Origin of the sequence: Xanthomonas sp. LMG 12461, from assembly GCF_009192935.1 — a bacterium.
GTDB classification, from domain to species: Bacteria; Pseudomonadota; Gammaproteobacteria; order Xanthomonadales; family Xanthomonadaceae; genus Xanthomonas_A; species Xanthomonas_A sontii.
Genome location: NZ_NQYT01000067.1, coordinates 1 through 18,118 on the forward strand (window position 1 = coordinate 1; position 18,118 = coordinate 18,118).

Consider the following 18,118-nt stretch of genomic DNA (forward strand, 5'->3'; position numbering starts at 1 on the left):
TTATCGACTCCACGCAACGCGCCAACGCCTTCTCGGGCTGGCTGCATCATTACAACTGGCATCGACCACACGCCAGCCTCGGCTACAAACCTCCCATCTCCCGAATTCCACTGAACAACGTGGTGGGTTTACACAGCTAGATGCAACCGAGCAGCCCGGCCCGCCCTTTAAAGAAGCCTTTAGGCGAAAGCGTGACTTTCACGGTCTGTCCAGGGGTCTTGATCTCGACGAATTTCTCGAGGACATCATTGAATCTGGATGTGAAATTCTCGGTCTGATAATAGGTGGTCACCGTAGGCCGGCCTTCGACGCCTTCCAGGCTGGTGCCCAGATTCCTGGTGGTGCTTCCCTGGACATCCAGCGCCATCGTCGCCAGGAGGTAGTAGTTTCCCGGCTTGAGGTTGGAGAATTGAAATTGTCCCTTGTCGTCGGTCATGCCATCGACGCGGACCTGCAGGGCCATTGGCGAGACCTTGAGGGTGTCGCGCCCCTGCTTCATATTCGACGAAAGCGCAATTGCTTCCTTGAGGTAGGGCGTAACCGGGAATAGGGAGATGGATTGGTTGCGCGCCAGGTAAGTGCCTCCGCCATTCTCCACGTGATGCACCGCGCAGGCCGTGCCCTTGATGGTGGAGGTGCCCGGCTCGAGCGCGGCCTGAGCAGCGCCAAGGTCGAAGACCGATCGGGGTTCCAGCACGTTGAGCTTGCCGGATGCCGATGCCGTGGACTTCGCGGTCCCTTCGTTCCTGCCGTCGCCGGTGTCTAGTCTTACCTTCGCCAACATCCCGCACATGGCGCTGCGCATGTCCTCCGGCTTGGCTTGCATGCCGGGCGGCAATACGGCAATGAGCGTCAATGTATTAAGGTTTCGGTCCGCCGTGGCAACGACATCAAAGCTGCGGGAGTTGCTCGTGGCGTCCTGGGAAAACGTGAGTTCCGTTTTCCCGCCTTCGCTCTTCTGTTCGCCGATGGTGAATCCTTCTTGCTTGGCGACTTGATGGATTTGCGCGATGGCTTCGAGTGGGTCCAGTTTTTCCGACGTTCTCCATGCGCTGAACATCAAGACCTGCGACGAGGAACTCATGCTGAAGTTCTCTTCGCAGGAGGCTGCACTGGCCATTGGCGCATGACACGCCAGCAAGGCGCCGAACGCCGAAAAACAAATGAGTTTCGAAAATCGCATTGCGCTCTCCATGCCCGATGAGCTCCGAGTCCTTGCGAATTGTAGTCGATGCCAATTGCTTAGTGACGGCGAGAGCCTTGCGACGGTACCAGGGCTGCCTCTCTACCGTTCGAGCCGCCACGGCATCCCTGCGACCTGCGGTACGGCGTGTAATAGGAGTGTGAATTCGCGATGAAGTTAAGACGCACTGCCGTGGCGATACGTCTCATTGTCCCCTGAAACGCCAGGGGTGGCGGTGCGTTGGCGCCGGTCCAGCCCATGCGCGGGCGCGCCGGCGTATGCGCTTGCTTAATGCCATGAACACGTTTCATTGGCATCCCCTGTGGTCTTGTGACCCTGCCGCGTGCCACCGAGGGTCATGGGCGCTTCGGCGCCTGATTCGATCGCGACGCGGCGTATCGCAGTCGCACCCGTTTGCGCCCAGTGACATGGCTGATCCGGGTTGCCGATGTCGCCGCTGCGGTCTGGATCGCGTACTCCTCATCACGCTGAACGGGATATACGAATGCATGCTTGTCTGTTGGCCCCTCTTAGCCACCACGATGAGGCCACGCTTGAGGTGGCCATGGGCGCCGCCAAGGCCAATGGCTGCGATCACGTAGTGATGTCCAATCCTTTCGTTCAGGACGCGGATGGCCGCCTGCAGGATCCGACAAGCGAGGATCCGGCTGGGCAGGCGCGACTGCGGCACTGGCTGCAACGCGCCGAACAGCACGGCCTGCGCGTGCTGCTGGACCTGCGCATCGACGAGATCGGCGGCGGCAGCCGCCTGCTGCAGGAACATCCGCACTGGTTCCGCGCACGCAGCTCGGCGCTGCCGGATCCGCGCGCCGAACGCGCCGCGCCGGACATCGCGGTGGGCCGCTTCGCCTCCGCGGAAGAAGGAGCTGGACTGGCACAGTGGTGGAGCGCGCGGCTGCTCGACTGGGTGCATAGCGGCGTGGCCGGCTTCCGCGTATTGCAGCCGCAGCGCGTGCCGGCGTCGCTGTGGCGCACGCTGATCGACGGGGTCCACGCACATGCGCCGCAGGCGCGGCTGCTGGCGTGGACGCCCGGCTTGGGCCTGGACGCCTTGCGCGGCCTGGCCGGCGCCGGCTTCGATGCCGCGTTCTCCTCCCTGGCCTGGTGGGACGGTCGCGGCGACTGGTTCTTCGACGAGGACAGCGCCCTGCGTGCGCTGGCGCGCTGCGTGGTCGCCACCGTCGATGCCGAGACGGCCTCGGATACGCCGCTGCCCTTGCCGCGCGTACAGCGGCAACGCCTGGCCGCGGCGTTCGGGGGGGCCTGGGCGATCGCCGCGCAGGACACACCGACGGAACACGGGCAGCCCACGTCTGCGCAGCACGAATCCTCCGAGAGCGATGCGTCCACGCCGGCCGCATCGCTGCCCGACGCCACCGCGTCGCTGCGCCTGCGCCCGCTGCTGCGCGACGGCGCGCTCACCGCGGTGGCGGTGGAACCGCTGGACGCCGCGCCATGGCTGGTGCTGCTCAACAGCGACCGCGACCACCTGCTGCCGGTGCCCGGGCCGGCGTTGCTGCGCCTGCTCGGCGACAGCGAGGGTCTGCTCAGCGACCATGGCGAGCCGATCCAGGGCGAGCAGGGCGGCACCCTGGAAGCGGGCGAGGTGCGCATCTATCGCAGCCTGCCGGCGCGCCCGGTGCTGACCGCGGCGCGCGCACGCACCCCGGCCGAGGTCGCCGCCGGCGAGGCGCGGGTGTGCATCGAGGCGGTGACGCCGTCGGTGGACGACGGACGCTTCCCGGTCAAACGCACGGTCGGCGACCGCGTCTGCGTGGAAGCCGACGCGTTCTGCGATGGCCACGACCGCATTGCCGTGGCGCTGCTGTGGCGTGCCGCCGATGCGCGTACCTGGTCGAGCGCGCCGATGCGCGCGCTCGGCAACGACCGCTGGCGCGGCGAGTTCCCGCTGCAGCGCCTGGGCCGCTACGAGTTCCGCATCGAAGCCTGGCGCGACGTCTACGCCACCACCCACGCCGACCTGGAAAAGAAGCGCGCCGCCGGCACGCTGCTGCCGGTGGACGTGCAGGAAGCACTGGCCCAGGTCGAGGCCGCACGTGGCCGTAGCCGCGGCGCGCTGGCCACGCGGCTGAAAGCCATCGCCAACCGCATCGCCCGCACCGACGACCTGGCCGAGAAGGCGCAGTTGCTGCTCGAACCCGACACCGCCGAGGCGATGGCGCGCGCCGACGCCAAGCCGTTCCGCACCGAGTACCCGATGACCTTCCGGGTCGAGGCCGAACGCCGCGCCGCGCACTTCGCCAGTTGGTACGAACTGTTCCCGCGCTCGCAGAGCGGCGACCCGCAGCGCCACGGCACCTTCGACGACGTGATCGCGCGGCTGCCGCACATCCAGGCGATGGGCTTCGACGTGTTGTACATGCCGCCGATCCATCCCATCGGCGAGAAGAACCGCAAGGGCCGCAACAACGCGGTGACCGCCGAGCCGGGCGAACCCGGCAGCCCGTATGCGATCGGCTCGGCCGAGGGCGGGCATACCGAGGTGCATCCCGAGCTGGGCGGGCTCGACGGTTTTCGCCGCCTGCGCGCGGCCGCGGCCGAGTACGGCCTGGAACTGGCGCTGGACTTCGCCATCCAGTGCGCGCCGGACCATCCCTGGCTGCGCAACCACCCCGACTGGTTCACCTGGCGCGCCGACGGCTCCATCCCGTACGCGGAGAACCCGCCGAAGAAGTACCAGGACATCGTCAACGTCGACTTCTACGCCAGCGGCGCAGTGCCGGCGCTGTGGAACGCGTTGCGCGATGCGCTGCTCTTCTGGGTCAACGAAGGCGTCACCCTGTTCCGCGTCGACAACCCGCACACCAAGCCGTTCCCGTTCTGGGAATGGCTGATCGCCGAAGTGCGCGGGCGCCATCCGCAGGTGGTGTTCCTGTCCGAGGCCTTCACCCGGCCCAAGCCGATGTATCGGCTGGCCAAGGTAGGCTTCTCGCAGTCCTATACCTATTTCACTTGGCGCCAGCACAAGGCCGAACTGCAGGCCTACATCGAGGAACTCAACAGCGGCGCGCCCAGCGAGTGCTTCCGCCCGCACTTCTTCGTCAACACCCCGGACATCAATCCGCTGTTCCTGCAGCACAGCGGGCGCAGCGGGCACCTGATCCGCGCCGCGCTGGCGACCACGCTGTCCGGGCTGTGGGGCATGTACCAGGGCTTCGAACTGTGCGAGGCCACGCCGCTGCCGGGCAAGGAGGAATACCTCGACTCGGAGAAGTACCAGTTGCGCGTGTGGCCGGAGCGCGCGCCGGGCGACATCGTCGAGGAGATCACCCGCCTCAACCTGCTGCGCCGCCAGCATCCGGAACTGCAGTCGCACCTGGGCACACGCTTCTACGTCGCGCACAACGAGCAGGTGCTGTACTTCGGCAAGTTCCTCGACGCCGCGCATCTGGCGCGCGGGCGCAGCCTGGTGCTGGTGGCGGTGAGCCTGGATCCGCATGCGGCGCAGAACGCGCAGATCGAAGTGCCGCTGTGGGAACTGGGCCTGCCCGACCACGCCAGCGTCGCCGTGCGCGACCTGTGGGACGGCCACGACTTCACCTGGTACGGCAAGACCCAACACATCCGCCTCGATCCGTCGCGGCCGTTCTCCCTGTGGCGCATCCGCGCCGGAGTTCCTGCATGAATGTCGCCGCGCCGTCGTCCCCCCACCTCGAGCCGCGCGCACCGGTCGGCGATGCGCGCTGGTACAAGGACGCGATCATCTACCAGGTGCACGTCAAGTCGTTCTTCGATTCCAACGACGACGGCATCGGCGACTTCCCCGGGCTGATCTCCAAGCTCGACTACATCGCCGACCTGGGCGTGGATACGATCTGGCTGCTGCCGTTCTACCCCAGCCCGCGCCGCGACGACGGCTACGACATTGCCGAATACATGGCGGTGCATCCGGACTACGGCAGCATCGCCGACTTCCAGCGCTTCGTGGAGCAGGCGCACGCGCGCGGCATCCGCATCGTCACCGAGCTGGTGATCAACCACACCTCCGACCAGCATCCCTGGTTCCAGCGTGCGCGCATGGCCCCGGCCGGCTCGCCGGAGCGCGCGTTCTACGTGTGGTCCGACAGCGACCAGGACTACGCCGGCACCCGCATCATCTTCTGCGACACCGAGAAGTCCAACTGGACCTGGGACCCGGAAGCCGGCCAGTACTTCTGGCACCGCTTCTACTCGCACCAGCCGGACTTGAACTTCGACAACCCGGCGGTCATGGAAGCCGTGCTGGAAGTGATGCGCTTCTGGCTGGACCTGGGCGTGGACGGCCTGCGTCTGGACGCGGTGCCGTACCTGATCGAGCGCGAGGGCACCTCCAACGAGAACCTGCCCGAGACCCACGCCATCCTGCGCCGCATCCGCGCCACGCTCGATGCCGAGTACCCCGACCGCATGCTGCTGGCCGAGGCCAACATGTGGCCGGAAGACACCCAGCAGTACTTCGGCGAGAACGCCGACGAATGCCACATGGCGTTCCACTTCCCGCTGATGCCGCGCATGTACATGGCGATCGCGCGCGAGGACCGCTTCCCCATCACCGACATCATGCGCCAGACCCCGGAGATCCCGGAGAGCTGCCAGTGGGCGATCTTCCTGCGCAACCACGACGAACTGACCCTGGAGATGGTCACCGACTCCGAGCGCGACTACCTGTGGCAGACCTACGCCGCCGACCGCCGCGCGCGTATCAATCTCGGTATCCGCCGGCGCCTGGCGCCGCTGCTGGAGCGCGACCGCCGCCGCATCGAACTGATGACCTCGCTGCTGCTGACCATGCCCGGCACGCCGGTGCTGTACTACGGCGACGAGATCGGCATGGGCGACAACATCCATCTCGGCGATCGCGACGGCGTACGCACGCCGATGCAATGGTCGATCGACCGCAACGGCGGCTTCTCGCGCGCCGATCCCGCGGCGCTGGTGCTGCCGCCGATCATGGACCCGCTGTACGGCTTCCAGGCGGTCAACGTGGAAGCGCAGCAGCGCGACCAGTACTCGCTGCTGACCTGGACCCGCCGCGTGCTGTCGGTGCGCAAGCGCTACCGCGCCTTCGGCCGCGGTGCGCTGCGTTTCCTCTACCCGGGCAATCGCCGCCTGCTCGCCTACCTGCGCTGCCACGAGGACGAGACCGTGCTGTGCGTGGCCAACCTCTCGCACACGCTGCAGGCGGTGGAACTGGACCTGTCCGAGTTCGAGGGCCGGGTGCCGGTGGACATCCTCGGCGGCGGCAGCTTCCCGCCGATCGGGCGCCTGACCTACCTGCTCACCGTGCCGGCGTTCGGCTTCTACGCCTTCCAACTGGTCGGCAACGCCACGCTGCCGGACTGGCATGTACCGGCGCCGGTGCCGCTGCCGGACTATCAGACCCTGGTGCTGCGCAACGGAACCGACAGCGCCGGCCTGCAGCCGCATCTACCGACGCTGGAGCGCGACATCCTGCCGGCGTGGCTGTCCACCCGGCGCTGGTTCGCGGCCAAGGACCGCGCGCTGCGCAGCGTGCGCATCGCGCGGCGCACGCCGCTGTCCGGCGGCGACGGCCTGACCCTGCTGGAGATCGAGGCGGAACTGGACGATGGCGCCCACGAGCGCTACATCCTGCCGCTGGGCATCGTCTGGGAGCGCGAGCAGCCGAGCGTGCTGGCCGAGCAACTGGCGCTGGCGCGCGTGCGCCACGGTCGCGAGGTCGGCTACCTCACCGACGCCTTCGCGCTGAAGCCCTTCACCCTGAGCATGCTCGCCGCGCTGCGCGACAAGGCGGAGCTGCGCGTGGATGGCGAGGCCGGCGCCGAGGCGACGGCAGAGCGCATCCGCTTCTGCCCGACACCGGCGCTGCAGCGCGTGGACATCCCCGCCGATCTGGAGATTCGCTGGCTGTCGGCGGAGCAGAGCAACAGCTCACTGATCGTCGGCGACGCGGCGGTGTTCAAGCTGCTACGGCGCGTGTCGGCCGGCATCAACCCGGAGATCGAGATCGGCGAGCGCCTCACCGCATTGGGCTATGCCAACGCCGCGCCACTGCTGGGCCATGTCGCCCGCGTCGAGGCCGACGGCAGCGAGACCACGCTGGCCCTGCTGCAGGGCTTCGTGCGCAACCAGGGCGACGCCTGGCGCTGGACCCTGGATCATCTCGCACGCGGCGCCGAGGAATACGATGCCGCCCAGGACGATGCCGCGCGGCTGGAGAGCGTGGCCGGCTACGATGCCTTCGCCGCGCTGGTCGGCCGGCGCCTGGCCGAGCTGCACGCGGTACTGGCACAACCCACCGACGCGCCCGCCTTCGCGCCGCAGCCGGTGGACGCGGCCGCCGCGCAGCAGGTCGTGGACGGCGTGGTGCACGAAGTGCAGGCCATGTGGGACACGCTGCTGGCGCATCGCGAGGCCAACGACGACCCGGCCGAGCACGCCGCAGTGGACAGCCTGCTGGCCGAACGCGCGCGCCTGGATGCCTGGCTGCAGCAGGCGCCGTCGCTGTTGTCCGGTGCGCTGCTGACCCGCGTACACGGCGACTTCCACCTCGGCCAGATCCTGGTCGCGTTCGACGACGTGGTGCTGATCGACTTCGAAGGCGAGCCGGCCAAGTCGCTGGACGAACGCCGAGCCAAGGCCAGCCCGCTGCACGACGTGGCCGGTTTCCTGCGCTCGCTCGACTACGCCAGCGAAGTGTCCGCACGCGGCGAGGAGGGCACCGCGGCGCGTGTGGGCGCGGGTTTGGACACCGCGCAGGAGGCGTACCTGGCCGCGTTCCGCAGCCGCGCCAGCGCCGCGTTCCTGGCCGCCTACCGCGCCGTGCTCGATGCCAGCCCGCATCCGTGGGTGGCGCCGGCCGCGTTCGAGGCCACCACCTTGCTGTTCCTGATCGAGAAGGCCTGCTACGAAATTCGCTACGAGGCCGCCAACCGCCCGGCATGGATCATGGTGCCCATACAGGGACTGTTGCGCATACTCGACCGCTTTCCCGCGCCCCAGGAGTCGATTCGATGAGTGATGCCGTCCACGTCTGGGACGACGCGACGCAACGCGCCTTCGCCACCGCCCGCCACGGCGACCCGTTCGCCGTGCTGGGCGCGCATCGCCTCGGCGAGGCGCGGGTGCTGCGCAGCTACCAGCCGGGCGCCGATGCGGTGCTGGCGGTGCTGGAGGACGGCAGCGAGGTGCCGCTGCAGCAGGGACCGGAAGGCTTCTTCCATGCCGAACTGCCGGGCGAGGGGCGCTACCGCCTGCGTATCCGCTGGCCCGGCGGCGAGCAGGACACCGCCGACGCCTACGCCTTCGGCTCACAACTGAGCGACTTCGACCTGCACCTGATCGGCGAAGGCCATCACCTGCACCTGGCCGACGCGCTGGGCGCTAACGTGGTCGAGGTCGACGGCGAGCGCGGCACCCGCTTCGCGGTGTGGGCACCCAATGCCTCGCGCGTGGCGGTGATCGGCGACTTCAACAGCTGGGACGCGCGCCGCCACCCGATGCGCTTGCGCCACCAGGCCGGTGTGTGGGAACTGTTCGTGCCCGGCGTAGGCCCCGGCGCCCGCTACAAATTCGCCCTGCGCGGCCCGCGCGGCGAAGAACTGCCGGCCAAGGCCGACCCGGTCGCGCGCCAGGCCGAATTGGCGCCCGGCACCGCCTCCATCGTCGCCGACCCCACGCCGTTCCAGTGGCGCGACGACGCCTGGATGGACACGCGCGCGCGCCGCCACGCCCCGCAGGCGCCGATCAGCGTGTACGAAGTGCACGCCGGCTCGTGGATGCACGCCGCCGACGGCAGCATGCTCGATTGGGACGCGCTGGCCGAGCGGCTGATTCCCTACGTCGCCGACATGGGCTTCACCCACATCGAACTGCTGCCGGTCACCGAGCATCCGTTCGGCGGCTCCTGGGGCTATCAGCCGCTGGGCCTGTTCGCGCCCACCGCGCGCTTCGGCAGCCCCGAAGGCTTCGCCCGTTTCGTCGATCGCTGCCACCGCGAGGACATCGGCGTCATCGTCGACTGGGTGCCGGCGCATTTCCCCACCGATGCGCACGGCCTGGCCCACTTCGACGGCACCGCCCTATACGAACACGCCGACCCGCGCGAAGGCTTCCACCGCGACTGGAACACCCTCATCTACAATCACGGCCGTCGCGAAGTTTCCGGCTTCCTGATCGCCAGCGCGCTGGAGTTCCTGCAGCGCTACCACGTCGACGGCTTGCGCGTGGACGCGGTCGCCTCCATGCTCTATCGCGACTACAGCCGCAACGCCGGCGAGTGGGTGCCCAACATCCACGGCGGCCGCGAGAACTACGAGAGCATCGCCTTCCTGCGCCGGCTCAACCAGGTGGTGGCCGAGCAGGCGCGCGGCGCCATGACCATCGCCGAAGAATCCACCGCCTGGCCCGGCGTCACCGCCGACCTCGCCCACGGCGGCCTGGGCTTCGACTACAAGTGGAACATGGGCTGGATGCACGACAGCCTGCACTACATCGAGCTGGACCCGATCTACCGCCGCTACCACCACGGCGAAATGACCTTCAGCATGGTCTACGCGTATTCCGAGCGCTTCATGCTGCCCATCTCCCACGACGAAGTGGTGCACGGCAAGCGCTCCCTGCTTGGCCGCATGCCCGGCGACGACTGGCAGCGCTTCGCCAACCTGCGCGCCTACCTCGGCTACATGTACACCCACCCCGGGCGCAAACTGCTGTTCATGGGCTGCGAAATCGCCCAGCCCACCGAGTGGAACCACGACGCCGCGCTGCCCTGGCACCTGCTCGACCAGCCCAACCACCGCGGCATCCAGCGCCTGGTCCGCGACCTCAACCGCCTCTACGCCGAACACCCCGCACTGCACGCCCGCGACGACGAACCCGAAGGCTTCGCCTGGGTCATCGGCGACGACGCCGGCAATAGCCTGTTCGCCTACCTGCGCAAGGCCCGCAGCGGCGACACCCCGCTGCTGGTGGTGGCCAACCTCACCCCGCAGGTGCACCACGGCTACCGCATCGGCGTCCCCCGCGCCGGCCGCTGGCGCGAACTGCTCAACTCCGACAGCGAGATCTACGGCGGCAGCAACACCGGCAACGGCGGCAGCGTGCGCGCCGAGAACGTCGGCGCGCATGGCCATCCGGCGTCGCTGGCGTTGACCATCCCGCCGCTGGCGGTGCTGGTGCTGGGAGTGGAGGACTAGGAGTCGCAGTTGATCGTATGCGGTACGGCGTGGACGTGCGCGGCCATGGTGTCGCGGGCACACGCTATCCTGGTGCCGGCCCGCACCACTTGGCGGGGCAGGGGACGCATGGGAGGGCGCGTGGATGACATCCTGAAGTCGCTGCGAGCAGACGTCGACAACCAGGAAAGCGACGACGGCTACTTTTCGCTGGGCTTCCTGATCGACCAAGAGCATGCCGGCCAGCCGTACAACATCGGGCTCTGCCGGGACGAGATCGAGGATCCCGGGTGCCTCTACATCGAGGCGGACGACCAGATCCATGGATTCGCGACCAGGCGGGCGAGATACGCGTTCAACGGGAACGTACTCGCCGTCGAACTGCTGGATGACCACGTGTTCCACTGGACCGGCAGTAAAGTCGTGAAGATCATTGTGCCGGAGGGGCAGGCGCGGCAGGTCGCTGCTTGCGTCGCGAGCATGTTCTCTGGCATTGGGGGCCAGTAGCGGCGCTCGCTGTTTGTGGCTGGCGGAAGGTTGCGGCCCTGCTGATGGGTGTCAGCACGGCCCGCTACCGTTTTCACGCGTAGGGGTAAGCTGCGTGGGAGCCCCGACGCTCCTGTCCCGGGAAGACAGCGCGCCACGTCGAACTGTAAACTCACGCTGCTTCGGCGCCTCCCCAGCGAGTACGCCAGAGGCGCCAAGCCGGCGGCCGACGCATCGCCCGCCCGCTCCGGACGCATCCGGGCCTATAGCTCAACGGTTAGAGCAGAGGACTCATAATCCTTTGGTTCCAGGTTCGAATCCTGGTGGGCCCACCATCAGCATGCAAAGGCAATCGCATGCTGTCTGCTCTTCAAGATGAGCGGACGTTGGAAGTGAGCCTGATCTCATTCTTGTAGTGTTGGTGAGACCGTCGTCTTAGAAGCGCGCGATGTACATGTTTGCCTCGAGATGGCAATGCGAAGCTATGGCGCCGGGTAGATCGAATAGGCGTGGTTTTGCACGGAAGTCGAAGAGACGATAGAGGCGGTATTTGTCAGCATCGGCTTCCGAGCGCGCCAGTTCGTTGCGGCTGACATGGAATGGAGTCAGGATGCCGAACGCGGTGGTCTTTACCTCAATGAGTCGTTCTCGGCCATCGGTCTCATAGGAGAGTATGTCGTAGCCTAGGCCATCGCCTTGAGAAGCGGTTATGTGTTCGACCCGATTGGCCAGGCGTTTCTGGCCAGCTGCATGAAGGCGGCGGCTCTCCAGCTCTATTACGAACAACTCGCCGGCCCGCCCCAGCGATTGATTCCGCGCTTCTTGTGCCAGGTAGTCGCGTTGGACAGGCGAGAATCGGGGCAGGTAGATAGGTGGTGTCTCTCTTACCCGCGCCGCTGTCGGTGCAGGAACCCATATGGCTTCCGTATCCTCTGGGGCAATCATTACGGCAGGTCGCAGCACGGCGGATTGAGCAGCGGCCTGTAGTGCATCGTTCGACTGCGCTTGACTTCCCACCACGTCGAACAACAGGGTCTGGTAATTGCCACGCGGCTTGTAGCCATCAATGTACGGATAGCCGAGTGCGAGAAGGACTGCGCTGATGTTGCAGTGTTTGAACTCGATGGCGGCCCTGTTGCGCCCGTCGAGCCGCTCGGCCAGCGCACGTGCATGGACGGTCTTGCTATACCGCTGGCCGTTCAGTTCGAGCGTGAGCATGTGCAAGTAGTCGGCGACGCAGGCCTCCACTTCTTCATGCGACCAGTCTGTGCCTCGTGCCATATAGCTCCTCTCGCGTGTCACCAGGTTAACTAGCAGAAGTGTGGGGAGCTAGTCCTGGCAGCGATAGCTGCGTGGTGCGATGTGAAGCGGGCAGTAGCGATTGCTAGTGGTCTACCAGCAGCATGCAACGGCGACTGCATGTTGTCCGCTCCTGAAAATAGCGGATGTTAGGAGAGAACCCGGCCCGTTCTCGATAGGAGCGGCTGCCTGGCTGAGGCGCTTGTCGCCGTGTTGATCCGTCATTTGCCCCTCAAACGTCCTTGTAGTAACGTAACTACATTCAGCGGATCCAGGAGTCGCCTTATGACCATCACAACACTATCAAGTCGGGAACTGAATCAGGACGTGACGCGGGCAAAGAAGGCCACCAAGAGCGGCCCGGTGTTCATCACGGACCGCGGCAAGCCTGCACACGTGCTGTTGAGCTTCGAGGACTACCAACGGTTGACCAGGCAGCGGCGCAACATCGCCGATGCGCTGGCGATGCCGGGCGTTGCAGACATCGAGTTCGAGCCGCCGCGCGTGACGATCGGAGCCCAGCCGGCTGATCTTTCGTGATGTACGTGCTCGACACCAACGTGCTGTCGGAGTTGCGCAAGGTGCGGCTCGGCAAAGCGGATGCGAATGTAGCGGCCTGGGCGGAAAGCGTCGATGCCGCCGATCTCTTCATCTCGGCCATCACCGTCATGGAGCTGGAGCTTGGCGTTCTGTCGATCGAACGCAAGGACGCTAACCAGGGCGCCATGCTGCGCTCGTGGCTAGAGCAGCACGTACTGCCCGAGTTTTCAGGGCGAACATTGCCGATCGACACCGCTGTGGCGCAACGCTGCGCTCGGTTGCATGTACCCGACAAGCGCGGCGAGCGCGATGCGCTCATCGCGGCGACGGCGTTGGTGCATGGTATGGCGGTGGTTACGCGCAACGTCTCTGATTTCGAGCCTACGGGAGTTTCCATCGTCAATGCGTGGGAGCCGTTGTTGCCATGACCGCTTGTGGATTCATGCGCAAAGGCAATTGGGAAGTTGCCTGCTATGAAGAGACGCGACGGTTAGAAGTAAACCTGACCCCGTTTATTCCTGTCATTTGATGAGGGGGCGTAGCATGGGCTAAGCCCCCCGGTAACTACTTCGCCTTCACGGTTCGATGGTGGTCCACTGGCTTTCAATGTGCTGCGCCATGTCGTCAAGCATCTTCAGGGTCTCGGGCCTCATGGGCTGACCTTGGAAGTACTTTCCGGAAAAAAGGTCAATCAGTTCGAACTGATGCGGCTTGGCTTCAATGCCGTTCTGCGTTAAAACCCAATAGCCGAACTCCAGCGTAAGGCGAGCTTCTTCCGAGTCGCACTGCACGCCCTTCTCATGGAAGTAGATGTAGCGAACCTCGTTACCGTCCATCGCCACAACGTGCGGCGAGAAGCGGACCTCAAGAGTGCGCACATAAGCTTGGTAGCGATGCCCTGTAATAATTTTCAGTCGGCGCTTCGCATGCGGTGAAGCGATGAAGGCTTCCAGCACCCGCAACGAGTTGTTACGGCGTGTTTCCTGGGCAATGCCTTGCAGCTTCCCACGCGCATCGATGATGCCGGGAAAGCCGCGTTTCATTACGTCACGGATACCCGCAAGAGCCTTGGCGTAGTACGGCTGCATGAAAACTTGCGGCGTGCCCTTGGGATATTTCTGGTCGTGCAAGAACCGCATTTGCCGACTTGCGGACATGCGCACGAAACGCGCGAGGTTGCGATCAGAGAGACGGGGTTTCGGTACAACGGGAGAGAGCTTATGGATAGTACTCATGTTGTATGTAGGTCCTTAGCAATCTACGAATGAAAAGAGGTACGACCTAACGGCCGCCCTTCGTTTCCTCATTTCCCGCGCGACTTCGACGGCTTGCGAACAGTACGTTCGGTGACTGTCGTGGTCTTGTGCGCCTTGGCGTATTCCGGCGTGACGTATTTTCCGGTGATCGCGCTGCGGTTCTGAGTGGTCTTCTTGCTAGCCATAACAAGTTCCTCTTAGGTTGTTTGATGAACAGTTGGTATGACTGCCCAACGAAACACCGCCCCCCTGCAAGAGGCGCTAGTGGTCCGTGTCCGGAGAGGTGGGAGACCTACGTAGGTGCTTTACGAAAGTGGGCTATTGCGCCTATACTTCCGCGTCTGCCAGGACGAGCAGCTTGTTGGTGCTCCACCGTCCGAATAGTTGGACAGTTGTTCAGCTTTATCGATTTCGGTTGTTATCACCTCCATTCTTGCTAGTTGGACCAAACGCCCCGCCACAAGCGGGGCGTTTGTTTTTGGCATTTCGTTGGACTCTAGTCCCATTTTAACAATTTGGCAAGGGACTTAAATTTGGCGGCCACAACATGTTGTGGTGTCTCATCTGGTGAGACTAGATGTTGTGGTTTTGCAAGAACCGCTTGCACGCAAGATGAACGCAAAACCTAGTTTCGCAGGCTAAATTCTTACATTCGGCACAAAATAAGTGTGTTCTGCAGCATCTATCGCGGGTGATTCGAGTTTTAGAGGGTGACTGACCGGCCGGCTTCCCCTCCTCTGACGGCGTTTGTAAGCGGGGTTCTCATGCGCAGCGAGACCCAGGGTCAGGCTGACCTATCCCGTGCCGAAATCCTACAGATGTCTACAGGCATCCTGTTTTTTGCGTTGACAGCTTCTTTTGGGTCGAGCAACTATCTACTCGCTGCGGCAAATTCCGCAGCCGGGTTTGGTCTCCCGAAATCACTTGGCGACTCCCACTCCAATGGAGGACGTCATGTCCGGTAGTGCTGCCGTTCGTTCAAAGACCAAATCCCCTCGCCGCGCCGCCAAGGCACCACCCTGCTGTCTCAAGCTCGAATCCCCCGACCCCTTGGATGCGATTGCCGCCGAACCGCTGCCTGGCGCGTCGGCGCCGCCGTTGTGTTCCGATGCTGACAAGGACCCAGTGCCCAGGCGCTCGGTCCCGCGCCGGCCCACGCAATGCACCATCGGCTATCGCTACTACGATGTGGACCGCAATGGCATGCGGGTCGGGCGGCAGGTGCCCAGCCTGCGCTTGCATGGCCTGTGGCTGGAAGGCCTGGGCTTCGCGGTGGGCGGCAAGGTGCGCATCACGATGGCCAATGGCGCCCTGCTGATCACGGCTGTGCAGGTGGCGCCGCCGCCCGCGGCGAAGGCGCGACGCACGTCCAGGGTGACACCGTAGCCGCTCGGTTCTGGCAGTGGCATTGCTGGGGTGGCCGGCTCTTGCCGAATCGCTCGAGGGGCGGCGGCGGCGCGGTGCTGGCCGCGTCGTCACTACACGCCGTCCCCTTTGACGGAGTAGCCTCCTCGTACGGCGTACATCGCCGTCCCCTGCGGGCAATGCGGATGTTATGTGGCGATTGGCTGCCCTAATCACCGCAGAAGGTGCCGGCGATTGTGCCTCGGCGAATTGGGCAATCGGCACCGCTTCATGCGGTGCGAAAAAGCCGTATTCACCAGCGCTAGGACTAGCCGGCAGCGAACGGCTCTACCTGGATATCAGCTATGTGAGCTTTATTCGTTTTGCGGGTATCTTGCGATTAGCGGGATAACGGGTATTACTGCAATGTCGACACGCCACGTTCTGGTCACCGCAACGCAACTAGGCGCGACGCTGCAGGCCGCACGCAAGGCCAAGGGGCTGACTCAGGCTGCACTGGCCGGCCGTCTCGGCCTGAGCCAGTCGCGGGTTTCTCATCTGGAGTTGAATGCTCATGCGTTGAGCGTCGAACAACTCCTGGCCTGGTGCGCGGCGCTGGGGTTGGAGTTGACCATCGGCACCCGCGACGACTCCACCGCCGCCGCCAAGCAAGTGGAGTGGTGAGATGGGGCGTCGATCGCACAGTCGCAGCCTCACCATCTGGACCAATGGCGTTCGCGTGGCGCGATGTACGCTGCCTGCGCGCGGGGAGATGGAACTGCACTACGACGCGGACTGGGAGCGCTGCTCACAGGCGGCAGGGGTAAGCCGGTAGTTGGACCAAGCGACATTTGTGGATGGCGACGGCCGTGGGAAAGCGCGCTCAGTCGCGCTCGAAGCGCTGCAATTCGTCCAGTTGCGCCAGCGCCTTGCGCAGGCTGCCGCCGCTCAAGGAATCGTCCATCTTCCGGCCGAACTCGGCGCGGTGCGGGCGGCGCGCCCAGCGGTGGAACCACCAGGTGCCGAGCAGGCCGGCGATGCCGATGCCGTAGCCGCTCCACACCAGCGCGGGGGCCTTGGCCAGCAGATCGACGTCGCACAGGCCAGCCAAGGTCTGCAAGACCGCGATCCACAGGAACCACCACGGCAGACCGGCGACCATGCCGCTGCGGATGTACAGTGTGCGTGTGCGCAGCAATTGCTTCTGTATGCCGATGACCGGCTGCGCATAGTCGATGTTGCCGAGTCGCCCCAGCACCACGCCGGCCGCGGCGATCGTCAGTACGCCATATGCCTGCACAAGCACGCCGGCGACGATGGACGAAGCATGTGCTGGCTTGCTCACCCACAGCAGCGACGCGAGCAGGACGAACGCAATGCCGAACAGGATCTGCAGCACCTGGCCCCAGTACAGCGGGCGCAGGCTGCCGCGCGTCCTGTCCAGTTTGCGCTCGCGCAGTTTGTGCAGCTTCAATGTGTTGTCCAGTTGCAGCCGGCGGTCCAGCGTTTGCCAGGCCGATTTGAAGTCGTCGAGTTCCATCGTGGTCTCCATGGCGTGGTTTAGCGAAATTCGTCGCGGATGCGCTGTTTCAGGCGTCCGATCTTGGTGGAGACGTTGCTTTCGGTGATGCCGAGGATCTGGGCGATCTCGCGTTGCGGGCGGTCTTCGAGGTAGAGCAGCAACAGTGCGCGGTCCAGCGGCGGCTGGCGCGCGATGACGTCCTGCAGCAGGCGAAGCCGCTGTTCGTTCTCCGGGTCCGCGGCGTTGCCGTCGGCCACGTCGTGCAGGGTTTCGTCCAGCGGCATCGCGTCGTGCCGCTGCCGCAGTTCGCAGTTGCGCAGGTGGCTGATCGCCACGTTCAGCGCGATCCGGTACATCCAGGTGCTGACGCTGCGCGCTGGGTCGTACGTCGGCCAGGCGTGCCAGAGCTGTGCCGCGATTTCCTGGGCCAGATCGGCGCGGTCCTCGGCACCGCGCGCATAGCTGCCGGCGACCTTGAACACGATGCCGGAATGGCGCTGTAGCAGCGCGCTGAAGGCATCTCTGGCGTCGTTCGCGGTCATGGCGGTTGCGATGGTATCCATTGGTTCACCGGCGCGGCCTTCGCGCCCCTCGACACCATGATTCGCGCCAGCGCACGGAATCTCACACCGCGCCAGCAAGAATCTTCAACTGGTCATTGCGCGGAAGGACGTTGCTGGATCAAGCCGCGCGGCAGCGCGGCGTCGGCTTGAATGTAGCGTCAGGCTGTTTGTCGGCAAGTGGCAATGCCAAAGCTGACGGTGCTGCAGCGCGTTACGCTGCCCTTGTCGTCGCGATACGTCGTGTTGCCGAAGGAGTCCGGCGCTCCGCGAACCACGTTGCCCTAGTCGCTACGGGTCGTGGTATTGCCGTAGGAGTCTGTGCTGCTGCGTGTCACGCTTCCGTCGTCGCCGCGGCAGGTTTTATTGCCGTACGAGTCCGAGGAGCAGCGAACTGTGTTGCCCCGGTCGTCGCGGGTGGTGGTATTGCCGTAGGAGTCTGTGCTGCTGCGCGTCACGCTTCCGTCGTCGCCGCGGCAGGTCCTATTGCCGTACGAGTCCGAGGAGCAGCGAATCACGTTGCCCTGGTCGTCACGGGTTGTGGTATTGCCGTAGGAGTCTTTGCTGGTGCGCGTCACGCTTCCGTCGTCGCCGCGGCACGTGGTGTTGCCGTACGAATCCGTCGAGCAGCGTGTTGTGTCGGCAAGTGCGCTCGATGTGGCCAGCAGCCCAGTCAAAAGTGCGAGTGTGGCCATTTTCATTTGAAACCCCTGTGTGTGGAGCGATCCAGCGCTTGCCAGTGTAGCCGTTGA

Annotated in this window: 16 protein-coding genes and 1 tRNA gene; 10 read left to right on the top strand and 7 right to left on the bottom strand. The window is 65.1% G+C overall.

The features are described 5' to 3' along the window. The coding region (locus CEK68_RS17025) for an integrase core domain-containing protein (protein WP_152240091.1) at positions 1 to 140 on the top strand (140 nt) is incomplete at its 5' end. Here the strand turns inward: CEK68_RS17025 and CEK68_RS17030 are convergent. Then, positions 137 to 1,183, bottom strand: a complete 1,047-nt coding sequence (locus CEK68_RS17030; protein ID WP_152181671.1) for a prealbumin-like fold domain-containing protein — start codon at positions 1,181 to 1,183, stop codon at positions 137 to 139. The two genes, CEK68_RS17025 and CEK68_RS17030, sit on opposite strands and share 4 nt — an antisense overlap. Before the next feature lie 565 nt (positions 1,184 to 1,748). Here CEK68_RS17030 and CEK68_RS17035 point away from each other — a divergent pair. The 5 genes from CEK68_RS17035 to CEK68_RS17055 all read left to right on the top strand — a co-directional run bounded on the left by CEK68_RS17035 (position 1,749) and on the right by CEK68_RS17055 (position 11,180). Then, positions 1,749 to 4,850, top strand: a complete 3,102-nt coding sequence (locus CEK68_RS17035) for a maltotransferase domain-containing protein (protein ID WP_226977929.1) — start codon at positions 1,749 to 1,751, stop codon at positions 4,848 to 4,850. Further along, positions 4,847 to 8,200: a maltose alpha-D-glucosyltransferase gene (gene treS, locus CEK68_RS17040; RefSeq protein ID WP_152240093.1), complete on the top strand. Its 3,354-nt coding sequence runs from the start codon at positions 4,847 to 4,849 to the stop codon at positions 8,198 to 8,200. Before CEK68_RS17035 ends, treS begins: the two co-directional genes overlap by 4 nt. After that, positions 8,197 to 10,380 carry a 1,4-alpha-glucan branching protein GlgB gene (glgB, locus tag CEK68_RS17045; protein WP_152240094.1) on the top strand — a complete coding sequence of 728 codons (2,184 nt, stop codon included), beginning with the start codon at positions 8,197 to 8,199 and terminating at the stop codon, positions 10,378 to 10,380. Before treS ends, glgB begins: the two co-directional genes overlap by 4 nt. Positions 10,381 to 10,500: 120 nt before the next feature. Beyond that, a complete protein-coding gene (locus CEK68_RS17050; RefSeq protein WP_226977930.1) occupies positions 10,501 to 10,866 on the top strand; it encodes a hypothetical protein in 366 nt (121 codons plus the stop codon). 238 nt (positions 10,867 to 11,104) lie between these two features. Next, positions 11,105 to 11,180, top strand: a tRNA-Ile gene (locus CEK68_RS17055). 100 nt (positions 11,181 to 11,280) lie between these two features. On the opposite strand, the gene CEK68_RS17060 is transcribed toward CEK68_RS17055, so the two are convergent. After that, positions 11,281 to 12,063 carry a DUF3883 domain-containing protein gene (locus CEK68_RS17060; RefSeq protein ID WP_226977931.1) on the bottom strand — a complete coding sequence of 261 codons (783 nt, stop codon included), beginning with the start codon at positions 12,061 to 12,063 and terminating at the stop codon, positions 11,281 to 11,283. A 366-nt stretch (positions 12,064 to 12,429) separates the two neighbouring features. Between CEK68_RS17060 and CEK68_RS17065 the strand changes: the two genes are divergently transcribed. Further along, a complete protein-coding gene (locus CEK68_RS17065; protein ID WP_043094581.1) occupies positions 12,430 to 12,684 on the top strand; it encodes a type II toxin-antitoxin system Phd/YefM family antitoxin in 255 nt (84 codons plus the stop codon). Then, entirely contained in the window at positions 12,684 to 13,112 is a 429-nt protein-coding gene (locus CEK68_RS17070; protein ID WP_152240096.1) for a type II toxin-antitoxin system VapC family toxin, read from the top strand. Before CEK68_RS17065 ends, CEK68_RS17070 begins: the two co-directional genes overlap by 1 nt. A gap of 147 nt (positions 13,113 to 13,259) precedes the next feature. Here the strand turns inward: CEK68_RS17070 and CEK68_RS17075 are convergent, their stop codons facing one another. Together CEK68_RS17075 and CEK68_RS21065 are read right to left on the bottom strand one after the other, a co-directional pair. Next, positions 13,260 to 13,919 carry a hypothetical protein gene (locus CEK68_RS17075; protein WP_152240097.1) on the bottom strand — a complete coding sequence of 220 codons (660 nt, stop codon included), beginning with the start codon at positions 13,917 to 13,919 and terminating at the stop codon, positions 13,260 to 13,262. Between the two features lie 68 nt (positions 13,920 to 13,987). Beyond that, positions 13,988 to 14,125 carry a hypothetical protein gene (locus tag CEK68_RS21065; RefSeq protein WP_193314234.1) on the bottom strand — a complete coding sequence of 46 codons (138 nt, stop codon included), beginning with the start codon at positions 14,123 to 14,125 and terminating at the stop codon, positions 13,988 to 13,990. 769 nt (positions 14,126 to 14,894) lie between these two features. Here CEK68_RS21065 and CEK68_RS17080 point away from each other — a divergent pair. Next, positions 14,895 to 15,326 (top strand): SymE family type I addiction module toxin, encoded by a 432-nt coding sequence (locus tag CEK68_RS17080; protein WP_193314235.1) that lies wholly within the window; start codon positions 14,895 to 14,897, stop codon positions 15,324 to 15,326. A gap of 384 nt (positions 15,327 to 15,710) precedes the next feature. Beyond that, positions 15,711 to 15,968 (top strand): helix-turn-helix transcriptional regulator, encoded by a 258-nt coding sequence (locus CEK68_RS17085; protein WP_152181663.1) that lies wholly within the window; start codon positions 15,711 to 15,713, stop codon positions 15,966 to 15,968. Positions 15,969 to 16,167: 199 nt separating this feature from the next. Here CEK68_RS17085 and CEK68_RS17090 read toward each other — a convergent pair whose 3' ends face one another. The 3 genes from CEK68_RS17090 to CEK68_RS17100 all read right to left on the bottom strand — a co-directional run bounded on the left by CEK68_RS17090 (position 16,168) and on the right by CEK68_RS17100 (position 18,067). Next, positions 16,168 to 16,836, bottom strand: a complete 669-nt coding sequence (locus CEK68_RS17090; RefSeq protein WP_226977932.1) for a serine/threonine protein kinase — start codon at positions 16,834 to 16,836, stop codon at positions 16,168 to 16,170. Between the two features lie 8 nt (positions 16,837 to 16,844). Continuing rightward, positions 16,845 to 17,348, bottom strand: a complete 504-nt coding sequence (locus CEK68_RS17095) for a sigma-70 family RNA polymerase sigma factor (protein ID WP_193314236.1) — start codon at positions 17,346 to 17,348, stop codon at positions 16,845 to 16,847. A 302-nt stretch (positions 17,349 to 17,650) separates the two neighbouring features. Further along, complete coding sequence (locus CEK68_RS17100) at positions 17,651 to 18,067, bottom strand: hypothetical protein (protein ID WP_152240101.1); 417 nt, start codon at positions 18,065 to 18,067, stop codon at positions 17,651 to 17,653. Positions 18,068 to 18,118: the final 51 nt, after the last annotated feature.

What these genes read in the sequence shown, in the direction of transcription:
- CEK68_RS17100 (WP_152240101.1), bottom strand. Translation starts at nt 18,067, where the DNA reads ATGAAAATGGCCACACTCGCACTTTTGACTGGGCTGCTGGCCACATCG.
- CEK68_RS17090 (WP_226977932.1), bottom strand. Translation starts at nt 16,836, where the DNA reads ATGGAGACCACGATGGAACTCGACGACTTCAAATCGGCCTGGCAAACG.
- CEK68_RS17095 (WP_193314236.1), bottom strand. Translation starts at nt 17,348, where the DNA reads ATGACCGCGAACGACGCCAGAGATGCCTTCAGCGCGCTGCTACAGCGC.
- CEK68_RS17065 (WP_043094581.1), top strand. Translation starts at nt 12,430, where the DNA reads ATGACCATCACAACACTATCAAGTCGGGAACTGAATCAGGACGTGACG.
- CEK68_RS17080 (WP_193314235.1), top strand. Translation starts at nt 14,895, where the DNA reads ATGTCCGGTAGTGCTGCCGTTCGTTCAAAGACCAAATCCCCTCGCCGC.
- CEK68_RS17035 (WP_226977929.1), top strand. Translation starts at nt 1,749, where the DNA reads ATGGGCGCCGCCAAGGCCAATGGCTGCGATCACGTAGTGATGTCCAAT.
- CEK68_RS21065 (WP_193314234.1), bottom strand. Translation starts at nt 14,125, where the DNA reads ATGGCTAGCAAGAAGACCACTCAGAACCGCAGCGCGATCACCGGAAAA.
- CEK68_RS17085 (WP_152181663.1), top strand. Translation starts at nt 15,711, where the DNA reads ATGTCGACACGCCACGTTCTGGTCACCGCAACGCAACTAGGCGCGACG.
- CEK68_RS17075 (WP_152240097.1), bottom strand. Translation starts at nt 13,919, where the DNA reads ATGAGTACTATCCATAAGCTCTCTCCCGTTGTACCGAAACCCCGTCTC.
- glgB (WP_152240094.1), top strand. Translation starts at nt 8,197, where the DNA reads ATGAGTGATGCCGTCCACGTCTGGGACGACGCGACGCAACGCGCCTTC.
- CEK68_RS17070 (WP_152240096.1), top strand. Translation starts at nt 12,684, where the DNA reads ATGTACGTGCTCGACACCAACGTGCTGTCGGAGTTGCGCAAGGTGCGG.
- CEK68_RS17060 (WP_226977931.1), bottom strand. Translation starts at nt 12,063, where the DNA reads ATGCTCACGCTCGAACTGAACGGCCAGCGGTATAGCAAGACCGTCCAT.
- treS (WP_152240093.1), top strand. Translation starts at nt 4,847, where the DNA reads ATGAATGTCGCCGCGCCGTCGTCCCCCCACCTCGAGCCGCGCGCACCG.
- CEK68_RS17030 (WP_152181671.1), bottom strand. Translation starts at nt 1,183, where the DNA reads ATGCGATTTTCGAAACTCATTTGTTTTTCGGCGTTCGGCGCCTTGCTG.